The 12,968-nt window shown below is 73.6% G+C and carries 9 protein-coding genes; 8 read left to right on the forward strand and 1 reads right to left on the reverse strand.

From position 1 onward, the window contains the following. The first annotated feature begins 243 nt into the window (after positions 1-243). Together DWB77_RS23055 and DWB77_RS23060 are read left to right on the forward strand one after the other, a co-directional pair. On the forward strand, positions 244-4,050 hold the full coding sequence (locus DWB77_RS23055; protein ID WP_120723057.1) for a glycosyltransferase family 2 protein: 3,807 nt from the start codon (positions 244-246) through the stop codon (positions 4,048-4,050). Continuing rightward, complete coding sequence (locus DWB77_RS23060; RefSeq protein WP_120723058.1) at positions 4,047-5,615, forward strand: DUF5719 family protein; 1,569 nt, start codon at positions 4,047-4,049, stop codon at positions 5,613-5,615. The genes DWB77_RS23055 and DWB77_RS23060 overlap by 4 nt, the downstream gene beginning before the upstream one ends. A 95-nt stretch (positions 5,616-5,710) precedes the next feature. Here the strand turns inward: DWB77_RS23060 and DWB77_RS23065 are convergent, their stop codons facing one another. After that, positions 5,711-6,187: a metallopeptidase family protein gene (locus DWB77_RS23065; protein WP_174248723.1), complete on the reverse strand. Its 477-nt coding sequence runs from the start codon at positions 6,185-6,187 to the stop codon at positions 5,711-5,713. 284 nt (positions 6,188-6,471) lie between these two features. Between DWB77_RS23065 and DWB77_RS23070 the strand changes: the two genes are divergently transcribed. The 6 genes from DWB77_RS23070 to DWB77_RS23095 all read left to right on the forward strand — a co-directional run bounded on the left by DWB77_RS23070 (position 6,472) and on the right by DWB77_RS23095 (position 12,946). Beyond that, positions 6,472-6,891 (forward strand): DUF3499 domain-containing protein, encoded by a 420-nt coding sequence (locus DWB77_RS23070; RefSeq protein WP_120723060.1) that lies wholly within the window; start codon positions 6,472-6,474, stop codon positions 6,889-6,891. Positions 6,892-7,071: 180 nt separating this feature from the next. After that, positions 7,072-8,433 (forward strand): phosphomannomutase/phosphoglucomutase, encoded by a 1,362-nt coding sequence (locus tag DWB77_RS23075; RefSeq protein WP_120723061.1) that lies wholly within the window; start codon positions 7,072-7,074, stop codon positions 8,431-8,433. Between the two features lie 688 nt (positions 8,434-9,121). Continuing rightward, positions 9,122-9,304 carry a Trm112 family protein gene (locus DWB77_RS23080; RefSeq protein WP_120723062.1) on the forward strand — a complete coding sequence of 61 codons (183 nt, stop codon included), beginning with the start codon at positions 9,122-9,124 and terminating at the stop codon, positions 9,302-9,304. A 64-nt stretch (positions 9,305-9,368) separates the two neighbouring features. Further along, a complete protein-coding gene (locus DWB77_RS23085; RefSeq protein WP_120723063.1) occupies positions 9,369-10,496 on the forward strand; it encodes an SIS domain-containing protein in 1,128 nt (375 codons plus the stop codon). A gap of 246 nt (positions 10,497-10,742) precedes the next feature. Then, entirely contained in the window at positions 10,743-11,909 is a 1,167-nt protein-coding gene (gene manA, locus DWB77_RS23090; protein WP_120723064.1) for a mannose-6-phosphate isomerase, class I, read from the forward strand. Positions 11,910-11,986: 77 nt separating this feature from the next. Then, positions 11,987-12,946 carry a cation diffusion facilitator family transporter gene (locus DWB77_RS23095; RefSeq protein ID WP_120723065.1) on the forward strand — a complete coding sequence of 320 codons (960 nt, stop codon included), beginning with the start codon at positions 11,987-11,989 and terminating at the stop codon, positions 12,944-12,946. Positions 12,947-12,968: the final 22 nt, after the last annotated feature.

Raw genomic sequence — 12,968 nt, forward strand, 5'->3', positions numbered from 1 at the left:
CCGTCCGACCCCCGGCGACCACCCCGGCGACCGCCCCGGGGACCCCAAACCGCCCAACTCCGTACACAACCAACGGTCCGCCGTCTGCGCCCCGCTCGCAGGCGGCGGACCGCTTGTGTGGCAGCCGTTAGTGTGGGGCGCTGTCCACGGCACTCCGGTCACGTCAGAGCCCGTCTCGCGACACCGGCCGCGCCGACCGCAGTCAGCACAGCAGCCTTCCGGGGCGGAGGGGCCCGTACCTCGATGTCCGTGCACAGCCAGTCGACGGCCCCGTACGAGGCGGCCACGACTCCCGAATTCCCCCGCCATGTCGTCACCGCCGTCCTCGTCTCGCACGACGGCGCACGCTGGCTCCCCGACGTCCTGGCCGGACTCCTCGGCCAGGAACGCCCCGTACAGAACGCCTACGCCGCCGACACCGGCAGCGCCGACGACTCCGCGCGCCTGATCACCGAGGCCCTCGGCGACGAACGCGTCCTGCACCTCGCCCGCCGCACCGGATTCGGCGCCGCCGTCGAGGAGGCCGCCCGCACCGCGCCCGTACTCGGGCCCGAGGAGTTGGCGTACCTCAAGCGGCCCAGCGGCTGGGACCCCGTCTCGCGCACCTGGCGCGACGACAGCTACGACCTGCCCGAACTCCCGCACGGCGAGCCCGTGCAGTGGCTCTGGCTGCTCCACGACGACTGCGCGCCCGAGCCCGACGCGCTCGCCGAACTGCTGCGCGTCGCCGACTCCAACCCCCGGGCCGCGATCGTCGGCCCCAAGCTCCGCGGCTGGTACGACCGCAAGCAACTCCTCGAAGTCGGCGTCTCCATCGCCCACAGCGGGCGCCGCTGGACCGGCCTGGACCGGCGCGAACAGGACCAGGGCCAGCACGACCAGGTCCGCCCGGTCCTCTCGGTGTCGTCCGCGGGCATGCTGATCCGCCGCGACGTGTGGCAGGAACTCGGCGGCTTCGACCGAAGACTGCCCCTCATGCGCGACGACGTCGACCTGTGCTGGCGCGCCCACGCGGCCGGACACACCGTCCTGGTCGCCCCCGACGCCGCGGTCCGCCACGCCGAGGCCGCCGCCCGCGAACGGCGCACCGTCGACTGCGCGGGCCGCTCGGTCGTCAACCCGCACCGGGTCGACAAGGCCGGCGCCGTCTACACCATGCTCGTCAACTCCCGTCCCGCGCTGCTCCCTTACGTGTTTCTGCGCATCGTGGTCGGCACCGTCCTGCGCACCGTCGCCTACCTCGTGGGCAAGGTGCCGGGCCAGGCCGTCGACGAAGTCATGGGCCTCTTCGGCACCCTGCTGCGCCCCGGCAGGATCCTCGCCGGACGCAAGAGGCGCGGCAAGAGCGGCGTCGAGGCCGGCGAACTGCGCCCGCTGTTCCCGCCGCCCGGCGCCACCATCCGCGCCACCGTCGAATCGGTGGCGGGCAGCCTCGGCGCGGGCACCGAGGACACCGGCGGCTCCCGGCACGGCGCCGTCGAATCGGGACCCGGCGGCGACGACGCCGACTTCCTGGAGATCGAGCAGTTCGCCCGCCTCAAGAAGATCGCCCGCAAACCCGCGCCGGTCCTCTTCGCGCTCCTCCTCGTCGTCTCCCTGGTCGCCTGCCGCAATCTGCTCGGCGGCGGCACCCTCATGGGCGGCGCCCTGCTGCCCGCGCCCGATCACATCGGGAGCCTGTGGAGCCGGTACGCCGACGCCTGGCACCCCATCGGCGCCGGCGGCACCCAGACCGCCCCGCCCTACCTCGCGATCCTCGCCGTGCTGTCCGCGCTCTGCTTCGGCTCCACCGGCCTAGCGCTGACCCTGCTCCTGGTCTGCTCGGTCCCGCTGGCCGGGCTCACCGCCTACTTCGCCTCCCGGCCGCTGGTGGCATCGCGCCAACTGCGCGCCTGGGCGGCCATCGCCTACGCCTTCCTGCCCGCCGCCACCGGCGCGCTCGCCGCGGGCCGGCTCGGCACCGCCGTCCTCGCGATCCTGCTGCCGCCGCTCGCCCGGGCCGGGGTGTCCGCCGCCGGGTTCCGCGGCGACGGGGCGCGCGGCAGCTGGCGCGCCACCTGGACGTACGCGCTGCTCCTGACCGTCGCGACGGCGTTCACCCCCGTCGTGTGGCCCCTCGCGGTGCTGCTCGGCCTCGGTGTCCTCGCGCTGCGGCGGGGCGACATCACGGCGTACGGACTGCGCCTGCTGGCCGCCGTCGGCACCCCGGTGCTGATGCTCGCGCCCTGGTCGCTCACCCTGCTCACCGGGCCGTCCGGCTTCCTCAAGGAGGCGGGCCTTGAGTACGGCGACGGCTCGGCGGGCGCGCTCGATCTGCTCGGGGCGAGCCCCGGCGGACCCAAGACGGTCGGCGGGCTGCTGCTCATCGGCATCGTCGGGGCGGCGCTCGCCGCGCTGCTCCGCGAGGAGCGCGCCTTCGCCATCCGCACCTCCTGGGTCGTGGCGCTGACCGGGTTCCTCTTCGCGGCCTTGTCGAACCGGAGCGCCTGGGCGGGCCCGGCCACCTTGGTCTACGGGCTCGCGCTGCTCGCCGCCGCCGTACTCGGCGCCGAGTACGGCCGCACCCGGGTCGCCGGCCACGGCTTCGGCTGGCGCCAGCCGGTCGCCGCGCTGATCGCGCTCGCGGCCGCGCTCGGCCCGGTGTACAGCGCCGCGCACTGGATGATCGGCGGCGCCGACGGCCCGCTGAAGCGACGCGACCCGGTCCAGGTGCCGGCGTTCGTCGCCGAGGAGAGCGGCACCCGCGACCAGGCCCGCACCCTGGTCCTCGGCGGCACCTCGCCCGCCAAGGTCGCCTACACCCTGGTCAGGGGCTCCGGCGCGCAGCTCGGCGACGCCGAACTCGCCGCGTCCGGCAGCGGCGCCGCCCGGCTCGGCAAGGTCGTCTCCAACCTGGTCGCGGGCTCCGGCGCCGACCAGTCGAGCCAGCTCAGCGGATTCGCCGTGCGCTATGTACTGGTCCGCGACGGAGCGCCCCGCGCGTTCGCCCGCACCCTGGACTCGACACCCGGGCTCACCCGGCTCAGCCAGCTCGACGGCAGCGCGCTGTGGCGCGTGGACCGCCAGGTCGCGCGCGCGGTGATCGTCCCGGCCAAGGGCGGCGAGAGCCTGCCGGTCGCCGCTGACCCGGTCGACATCCACACCGCCGTCCCGGCGGGCGAGGCGGGCCGCGTCCTGCGCATCGCCGACACGGCCGCCCCCGGCTGGAGCGCCACCCTCGACGGCAAGGCGCTCAAGAAGACCACCGTCGACGAGTGGGCCCAGGGCTTCGAACTGCCCGCCGGAGCGGGCCGCCTGGACGTCACCTACGACGCCCCGTTCACCCACACGGTGTGGATCTGGACCCAGGCCGCGCTCGCCCTCGTCCTGCTGGTGCTGGCCCTGCCGGGCCGGCGCCGGGAGATCGACGACGACCTGCCCGAGCAGGAGCCGACCCCGGCGGCCGCCGTCCCGGCACAGGCCGTCACCGGTGAGGGCAGGCGCGCCCGCAGGCTCCGCGCCCAGGCCGACGCCGAGGCCGCGCCGGAAAGCGGGGACCCGTCCTCCGAGCAGCCGGCCCGTCCCGCCGAGGTGCCCCAGCAGCCCGCGTACGGCGAGTGGGACACGGCGCAGTACGCCACCACCTCCCCGGCCGACACCGCCGAGCACGACCAGCAGGCGCAGCAGGGCTACGACCCGTACCAGCAGCACTACCCCGGCTACCAGCCGTACCCCGAGGGCCAGTACCCCGAAGGCCCGTACTCCGACGGCCAGTACACCCAGGCGTCCTACCCCGAGCAGCACTATCCGGACGGCTCCTACCCCCAAGTCCCGGGCGAGGAGGGGCAGTTGGGGGAGAGCCAGTACGGCGACGGACAGTACGGCGACGGACAGGGTGGCGACGGGCGGTACGGCGACGGGCAGGGCGGCCGCCCGCAGGGCTATGACCCCTACCAGCAGCCGGGCGCCCAACAGCCGCCCCCGGAGGGCCCGTACGACCCGTACGGCTACGGGTACCCGCCCGAGCAGCCCGAGCAGCAGCCGCACCGCCCCGACGGGAGCCAGCAGTGAAGCGCACCACCCTCTCCCTCGCCGCGGCGGCGGTCGCGCTGGCCGCATTGACCGGCTTCGCCTCGCTCACCGCGCCCGCCGGCTCGGCCGACACCTCCGCCACGTCACCGGCGCGACTGCCCGTCGAGCGCTCCAGCCTGCTGTGCCCGGCGCCCAGCAACTCCGACCTCGCCCAGACGACGTACACGGCGTTCACCCCCAAGGGCACGGCGCAGGGCGCACCGCAGGGCAAGCCGGCCACGGCGACGCTGACCCCGGCGGTGCCGCCGCCCGCCGACTCCGGCACCCCCTCCACCGACAAGGCCAAGGACGGAAAGGACAAGGACGGCAAGGACAAGAAGGCGTCCGCGAAGACCGCCTCCGACAAGCCGGTCATCTCCCTCAAGGAGCCCGGCAAGCCGACCGCCGCCACCGTGTCCGGCGCCGACGCGCCCGCCCTCACCGGCTCGGCCGACGGAGCGCTGGCCCCGGGCTGGGCGGCCCAGCAGACCACCCAGATCACCGGCGGCGTCGGCCGCGCCCTGCTCGGCCTCGGCTGCTCCGCGCCGGACGCGGACTTCTGGTTCCCCGGCGCGTCCACGGCCAAGGACCGCCAGGACTACGTCCACCTCACCAACCCGGACGACACCGCGGCCGTCGCCGACATCGAGCTCTTCGGCAAGGACGGTCCCCTCAAGGCCGACGTCGGCGAGGGCATCACGATCCCCGCCAAGTCGAGCGTTCCCGTGCTCCTCTCCACTCTGACCGGCACGGTGGCCGACGATCTGACGGTGCATGTCACGACCCGGGCGGGCCGGGTCGGCGCGGCGGTGCAGGCCACCGACGCGAAGGCGGGCGCGGACTGGCTGGCCGCCTCGGCGGACGCGGCCCCCACCCAGGTGCTTCCGGGCATCCCGGGCGACGCCACCGACGTACGCCTCATCGTTCACGCCCAGGGCGCGGACGACGCGGACCTCAAGGTGAAGCTGGCGAGCAAGGGGAGCAGCTTCACACCGGTGGGGCTGGACAGCGTCCATGTGAAATCGGGGATGACGGCGTCCTTTGATCTCAAGAACGTCACGAGGGGTGAGTCGGGTTCCCTGGTGCTCAGCCCAGTTTCGGACGGCGGCACTCCGGTTGTCGCGGCGCTGCGCGTGGTCCGGGGCACCGGCGACAAGCAGGAGATCGCCTTCATCCCGGCGACCGCTCCGGTGGGCACGCGCGCGACGGTCACCGACAACCGCGCCAAGGCCTCGACGCTCGCCCTGACGGCGCCCGGCGCCAAGGACGCCACGGTGAAGGTCACCTCCTCCGCCGGCACCGAGGGGGGCGAGCCGCAGTCCAAGACGTACACCGTGAAGGCCGGCACCACCCTTGCCATCGACCCGCAGGCCCCCCAGGGCCTCAAGGGCTCGTACGCGCTGACCATCGAGCCCGACCCGAGCAGCGGCCCCGTCTACGCCGCGCGCACACTGGCGGTCACCCAGGACGGCGTGCCGATGTTCACGGTGCAGACCCCGGCCGACGACAAGGGCACGGTCGCGGTGCCGGCCGCCTCCCAGGACCTGTCCGTCCTAGGGAAGTAGCGGGCCCGGCGTCCGCAAGGAGTGGCGACCCAGGAGTGTCACGGCTCAGGAGTGGCGGCCCCGGGGTCGCTCCTGCCCGTACCGGGAGCCGATGCTCACTCCTGCCCGTACCGGGGGTCGACCGACTCCGGGGCCAGGCCCAGGAGTTCGGCGACCTGCTCGACCACGACCTCGTGGACGAGCAGGGCCCGCTCGTCCCGGTTCTTGGTGCGGATCTCCACCGGCCTGCGGTAGACGAGGATCCGGGCGGGCCGGTCCTTGCCGGCCGCGACCGCGCGCCCGAGAGGCACCGCCTCGTCGCTCCAGGCCTCGGGCTCCCCGTCGTCGTCGGCATGGGGGGCGTCCTTGAACGGCACGTCGCTGATCAGGAACTCCACCTCCGCGAGCTGCGGCCAGCGGCGCTCCAGGCGCTCCACCGAGTCGAGCACGAGATCGCGGAAGGTCTCGGCCCTGCTGACCGAGAGCGGCACCTGCGGCGGTGCCACGGGCCCGCGCATGCCACGGCCGTGCCGGTCGCGGCGCCGGGGCCCCGAACGGGAGCCAGTACCTTCGGCTGAACTGGAGCTGTCCATCACTGATGCAGCGTAGCCCTCCGGGGCCGGTGGCGATCGCGGTGACGGCCCAGGAGGGCGCAAGTCGGGGGTCTGTCGCCGGATGACCATTTCGGCCGCGAAAGAGAGCGGTTACCAGCCCGTCCGCCGGCACCGATTTGATGTGCTGTGACCGAATCATTCCCAAGTGGCGCCCGCCAGAAGGCGGGTAACCACCCGGCGCCCCCTGTTCCCGTGCAGGTCAGCGGAGTTGCCCGGACCAGCCCTGTGCCCGAGCTCACAGTGCGACACGGGGGAGTGAGCTGGTGGAGAGTCGTCGCGGCCCGGTCAAGAGTGCGGTACCGTCCAACGTCGTGAGCCCTGTACGTCGCTGTTCGCGCACCGCGTGCGGCCGCCCTGCCGTCGCGACACTGACGTACGTCTACGCGGACTCGACCGCAGTTCTCGGTCCGCTCGCCACCTACGCCGAGCCCCACTGCTACGACCTGTGCGCCGAGCACAGCGAGCGGCTGACCGCGCCCCGCGGCTGGGAGGTGGTCCGACTGACCGATGCCTCCGCTCCGTCCCGCCCCAGCGGCGACGACCTGGAAGCGCTTGCCAACGCCGTGCGCGAGGCGGCCCGCCCCCAGGAGCGCGCCGCCGAGGCCGGCGGAGCGCGCGCGGCGGACCCCGTCGAGGTCGGCCGCCGAGGCCATCTCCGCGTCCTGCGCTCGCCCGAATCCTGACCCCCGCCGCGCACCTTTCTCGCCTCCTGCCCCGAACCCCCGGGCGCCGCGGCCGAGTTGACGCGGTCGCCGGCCGGTCCACCGAAGCTGTGCCCTGTTCCCAGGCGGCGCCGGGTACTTTGGGAAGCGGGTCGGCACCCCGGGGAGGGCGTCGGCGAGGACATCAGGGAAGGCTGGGCCGTGGCTGTTGATCTGTCGCAGATCGTGAAGGCGTACGACGTCCGCGGAGTGGTGCCGGATCAATGGGACGAGTCCCTCGCCGAGCTGTTCGGCGCGGCCTTCGTCACCGTGACCCAGGCCGACGCCATCGTCGTCGGCCACGACATGCGCCCCTCGTCGCCCGGCCTCTCGGCGGCCTTCGCGCGCGGAGCGGCCGCCCTGGGCGCGGACGTCACCCTCATCGGCCTGTGCTCCACCGACCAGCTGTACTACGCCTCGGGCGCCCTGAACCTGCCGGGCGCGATGTTCACCGCCTCGCACAACCCGGCCCAGTACAACGGCATCAAGATGTGCCGCAAGGGCGCGGCACCGGTCGGCCAGGACACCGGCCTCGCCGAGATCCGCGCGCTCGTCGAGCGGTGGTCCGAGCAGGGCGCGCCCACCGTGGCCGCGAAGGCGGGCACGATCGTCGAGCGCGAGACGTTGACGGACTACGCGACCCATCTCAAGTCCCTCGTCGACCTCTCCGCCATCCGCCCCCTCAAGGTCGTGGTCGACGCGGGCAACGGCATGGGCGGGCACACCGTGCCCACCGTGTTCGACGGCCTGCCCCTCGACCTGGTGCCGATGTACTTCGAGCTCGACGGCACGTTCCCCAACCACGAGGCCAACCCGCTCGACCCGGCGAACATCGTGGACCTCCAGGCCCGCGTCATCGCCGAAGGCGCCGACTTGGGCCTCGCCTTCGACGGTGACGCCGACCGCTGCTTCGTCGTGGACGAGCGGGGCGAGCCCGTCTCGCCCTCCGCGATCACCGCCCTGGTCGCGGCGCGCGAACTCGCCCGTCACCCCGGTGGCACGGTGATCCACAACCTGATCACCTCCTGGTCCGTCCCCGAGGTCGTCCGCGAGAACGGCGGCACCCCCGTCCGCACCCGGGTCGGCCACTCCTTCATCAAGCAGGAGATGGCGGCCACCGGAGCGATCTTCGGCGGCGAGCACTCCGCGCACTACTACTTCGCCGACTTCTGGAACGCCGACACCGGCATGCTCGCCGCGCTGCACGTCCTGGCCGCGCTCGGCGGCCAGGAGGGCACCCTGTCCGCGCTCGTCGCCCAGTACGACCGCTACGCGGGATCGGGCGAGATCAACTCCACGGTCGAGGATCAGAAGGCCCGCGCGGCCGCGGTCCGCGCCGCCTACGAGGGCCAGGACGGCCTCACCCTCGACGAACTCGACGGCCTGACCGTCACCGCCCAGGACTGGTGGTTCAACCTGCGCGCCTCCAACACGGAGCCGTTGCTCCGCCTGAACGTGGAGGCCCGCGACGCCACGACGATGGCCAAGGTAAGGGACGAGGTCCTGGCACTGGTCCGCGCCTGACACGGCGAGCGCGGGTTTGTCCGCAGGGTGGAGGGGGGCAAGGAGCGCGGGGAACCACGCGCCCTGCCCCGTCCGGCCCCGCGCCGGTTCTGCCAGGGGCGCGGGGAACTGCGCGCCCAGCCATGCACGGTCCGCAGGTGTAGAGGGGCTTTTAGGGGCGCGGGGAACTGCGCGCCCAGCCATGCACGGTCCGCAGGTGTAGAGGGGCTTTTAGGGGCGCGGGGAACTGCGCGAGAAGCGACCACGGTCCGCGGTCGACAGGGGCTTTTGGGGGCGCGGGGAACTGCGCGACCTGCTCCGTCCGGGCCCGCACCGGTTCTGCCAGGGGCGCGAGGAACTGCGCGCCCAGCCACCCGCGGCCCGCAGATGTGGAGGGGGTTGAGGGGCGCGGGGAACTGCGCGCTCAGCCACGCACGGCCCGCAGGATCGAGAGAGCCAAGGGCCGCCGCGGTCCCCGGGGTCGGGCGGGCCCGGGGACCCACCCGCGGGGCGCGTTTCCGGGAGGCGGCCCCGGAGCCAAACCGGGCAGCCACCCCGAACCCCCTCCGGCCCCCGAACCACCGCCCTCATCGGCCACGCACCCCGCCGCCCCCGGCGGTAGGCTGACCTGGCCCGAACCCCCCGCGCGCGCACCCCGTACGCGTACGGCAGCAGAACCACGCAACGTAGAACCGCCGAAGGGAACCCCATGCCGCTCGAAGCCGGCCTCCTCGAGATCCTCGCCTGCCCGGCCTGCCACGCCCCGCTCCGCGACGCGACCTCGGCGGACGAGCCCGAGCTGATCTGCACCGGCAAGGACTGCGGCCTGGCCTACCCGGTGCGGGACGGCATCCCGGTCCTCCTGGTGGACGAGGCCCGCCGCCCCGCCTGACGCAGGGTGCGGGTCCCGCCCGCGCAGTCCCGGTACACCCCAGCAGAGCCGGAGGCCCACCCCCATGCTCGACGAGTCGTTGCTCGACGCACCGGAAGCCCTCGCCAGGGCCGACCGCCGTGGGCTGCTGCGCGGCGCCGCGGAGGCGGGCGCCCGCGTCCGTACCGCGGCCCGGCACGCCACCGAGGCCGGTATCGCCGAGCTGAAGCCGGAGGGCCGCCCCCGATCCGTACTGATCGCCGGACCCGGCACCGCTGCGGCGGGCGTGGCCGACCTGATCACCGCGCTCGCGGGCGCCTCCGCGCCGGTCACCCGCCTGGAGTCCACCGGCGTCGCACCCGCGGCCGGCGCGCTCCGCTGGACCCTGCCGGGCTGGGCGGGCTCCGTCGACCTGCTGCTCATCACCACCCCCGACGGCACCGAGCCCGGCCTCGCCCTCCTCGCCGAACAGGCCTACCGCAGGGGCTGCAACGTCGTCGCGGTCGCCCCCGAGCGCTCCCCGCTCGCGGAGGCCGTGGACGGGGTGCACGGTCTGCTCGTCCCGATGGCGTCGGGCCCCTTCGAGCCCGACGAGCCGGAGATGTCCGCCGCGAGCCCCGGAGCGCTGTGGTCGCTGTTCACACCGCTGCTCGCGCTGCTCGACCGAGTCGGCCTGCTCAGCGCGCCCCCCGAGACGATCGAGAAGATCGCCGCCCGCCTCGACCGCACCGCAGAACGCTGCGGCCCGGCGATCGCCACGTACAGCAATCCCGCCAAGACGCTCGCCGCCGAGCTCGCCCAGTCGCTGCCGCTCATCTGGACCGAGGGCGTGGGCGCGGCCCCGGCCGGGCGCCGGTTCGCCGCTGTGCTCAGCGAGCTGTCCGGCCACCCGGCGCTCGCCGCCGCGCTGCCCGAGGCGCTGCCCGCCCACGGTGTTCTCCTGGCGGGTTCGCTCGCGGCGGGCGCGGACCCCGACGACTTCTTCCGCGACCGAGTCGACGAGCCGGCGCGGCTGCACGCCCGGATCGTCCTCCTGCGCGACCGGCCCACCGGCGGCCTCTCGGCGGCCCCGGCCGCGCGCGAACTCGCGCTCACCCACGACACCCCGATCAGCGAACTCGAACCCGAGGAGGGCAACGAGCTCGAATGCCTCGCCGAACTCCTCGCCATCACCGACTTCGCGACGGTCTACCTCACCATCGCCCAGAACTGACCAGGCCCGCACGCCGACCAGGGCCACGGCTTACCAGGGCCACACCCGACCAAGCCCACGCCTGACCATGCCGGGACCCGACCAAGCCGGGACCTGATCACGGGCCCCACGCAAACTCATCGCCTAGACCCGCCGCTCCTGGACCGCGCCGTGCGCGCCCCGGAGCCAGGAGCTGCCAGGGGGCGGCGGGCCCCGGCAGGCAACCGAGGAACGTCTCCGGTACCGAAAGGGATCACAGGACCACCCATGGACCGTCTCACCAACACCATCCGCCCCTACGCCTGGGGCTCCACCACCCTCATCCCGGAACTCCTCGGCATCGACCCGACCGGTCGGCCCCAGGCGGAGATGTGGATGGGGGCACACCCGGGCGCGCCGTCGCGGCTCGACCGGGGGACCGGCGCGACATCGTTGTCAGAGGTGATCGCGGCGGACCCGGCGGGCGAACTGGGCCGCGCCGCACTCGCCAGGTTCGGCCCGCGCCTGCCCTTCCTGTTCAAGGTCCTCGCCGCCGGGGCGCCCCTCTCCCTCCAGGTCCACCCCGACCTCGCGCAGGCCAAGGAGGGTTACGAGGCCGAGGAGCGGGCCGGAATCCCGATCGACGCCCCGCACCGCAACTACCGGGACGCCAACCACAAGCCCGAACTCATCTGCGCACTCACGCCGTTCGAGGGCCTGTGCGGCTTCCGCGACCCGGAGGAAAGCGCGCGGGTGCTGGCCGCCCTGGAGGTCGACTCGCTGAAGCCGTACGTGGACCTGCTGCGCGCCCACCCCGTGGAGGCGGCGCTGCGCGAGGTCCTCACGGCCGTACTGACCGCCGACCGTCACGAGATGGCGGCGACCGTGACCGAACTGGCCGCCGCCTGCACCCGCCTCGGCGGCGCGCAGTACGAGGCGTACGCCTCCCTCGCACACCACTTCCCGGGCGACCCCGGCGTCCTCGCGGCGACGCTGCTCAACCACGTCCAACTCCAGCCCGGCGAGGCCCTGTTCCTCGGCGCCGGGGTGCCGCACGCCTACCTCGGCGGCCTCGGCGTGGAGATCATGGCCAACTCCGACAACGTCCTGCGCTGCGGCCTGACCCCCAAGCACGTCGACGTCCCCGAACTGCTGCGCGTCGTCCGCTTCGAGCCGAACGACCCCGGCGTGCTGCGCCCGGAGGCCTCGGCGTCGGGCGAGGAGCTGTACGAGACCCCGATCGACGAGTTCCGCCTCTCCCGTCACGTACGGGCCGAGGGCGCGTCCCCCACCGAGCTGACCGCGGCCACCCCACAGATCGTGCTCTGCACCGCGGGCAACCCCACGCTCGGGGGATTGACACTGACTCCGGGGGAAGCCGTATTCGTACCCGCCGAGGAGCGGGCCGAACTGTCCGGTACGGGAACCGTGTTCCGCGCCACGGTCGTTGCCTGATGTAACAATGTGCCGCCGCGGGGTTCGGCACCGGCCGGCCCCGCCGGGGCAACCGACGAAGGGAAGACGGCAACTCCATGAGTGCGTCAGGCGGAACCAAGGCCATCGTGGCGGCACTGAGCGCCAACCTCGCCATCGCGGTGGCGAAGTTCGTGGCGTTCCTGTTCAGCGGTTCGTCGTCGATGCTCGCGGAGAGCGTCCACTCGCTCGCCGACTCCGGCAACCAGGGCCTGCTGCTGGTCGGCGGCAAGAAGGCCCAGCGCGAGGCGACCCCGCAACACCCCTTCGGCTACGGCCGCGAACGTTACGTCTACGCGTTCCTCGTCTCGATCGTGCTGTTCTCCGTCGGCGGCATGTTCGCGGTCTACGAGGGCTACGAGAAGATCAAGCACCCGCACGCGATCGAGGCCTGGTACTGGCCGGTCGGGGTCCTGGTGTTCGCCATCATCGCCGAGGGCTACTCCTTCCGTACCGCGATCAAGGAATCGAACGTCACCCGGGGCAGCCTGTCCTGGAAGGAGTTCATCCGCCGGGCCAAGGCGCCCGAGCTGCCGGTCGTCCTGCTGGAGGACTTCGGCGCCCTGGTCGGCCTGGTCCTGGCCCTCGCGGGCGTCGGCATCGCGCTGGCCACCGGCGACGGAGTCTGGGACGGCATCGGCACGCTCTGCATCGGCATCCTGCTGATCCTCATCGCCATCGTCCTGGCCGCCGAGACCAAGTCGCTGCTCCTGGGCGAGTCGGCGGGCACGGAGGAGGTCGAGAAGATCAAGGCCGCCATCGTGGACGGTGACACGGTGACCTCCGTCATCCACATGCGCACGCTCCACCTCGGTCCCGAGGAGCTCCTCGTGGCCGCCAAGATCGCCGTCCAGCACGACGACACGGCCCAGGAGATCGCCACGGCGATCAACGCGGCCGAGTCCCGCGTGCGCGCAGCGGTCCCGATCGCCCGGGTCATCTACCTGGAGCCGGACATCTACAGCGCGGAAGAAGCCGCAGCGGGCCCCGACCCCCTGGCCACCCCAGGCGGCCGCTGACCCAGGCCGCGGGGCCATCTCG

Origin of the sequence: Streptomyces hundungensis, assembly GCF_003627815.1 — a bacterium.
In the GTDB taxonomy this organism is placed as follows: domain Bacteria; phylum Actinomycetota; class Actinomycetes; order Streptomycetales; family Streptomycetaceae; genus Streptomyces; species Streptomyces hundungensis_A.

Coding starts and splice junctions, on each gene's coding strand:
- DWB77_RS23055 (WP_120723057.1), top strand. CDS start 244: ATGTCCGTGCACAGCCAGTCGACGGCCCCGTACGAGGCGGCCACGACT.
- DWB77_RS23065 (WP_174248723.1), bottom strand. CDS start 6,187: ATGGACAGCTCCAGTTCAGCCGAAGGTACTGGCTCCCGTTCGGGGCCC.
- DWB77_RS23080 (WP_120723062.1), top strand. CDS start 9,122: ATGCCGCTCGAAGCCGGCCTCCTCGAGATCCTCGCCTGCCCGGCCTGC.
- DWB77_RS23085 (WP_120723063.1), top strand. CDS start 9,369: ATGCTCGACGAGTCGTTGCTCGACGCACCGGAAGCCCTCGCCAGGGCC.
- manA (WP_120723064.1), top strand. CDS start 10,743: ATGGACCGTCTCACCAACACCATCCGCCCCTACGCCTGGGGCTCCACC.
- DWB77_RS23095 (WP_120723065.1), top strand. CDS start 11,987: ATGAGTGCGTCAGGCGGAACCAAGGCCATCGTGGCGGCACTGAGCGCC.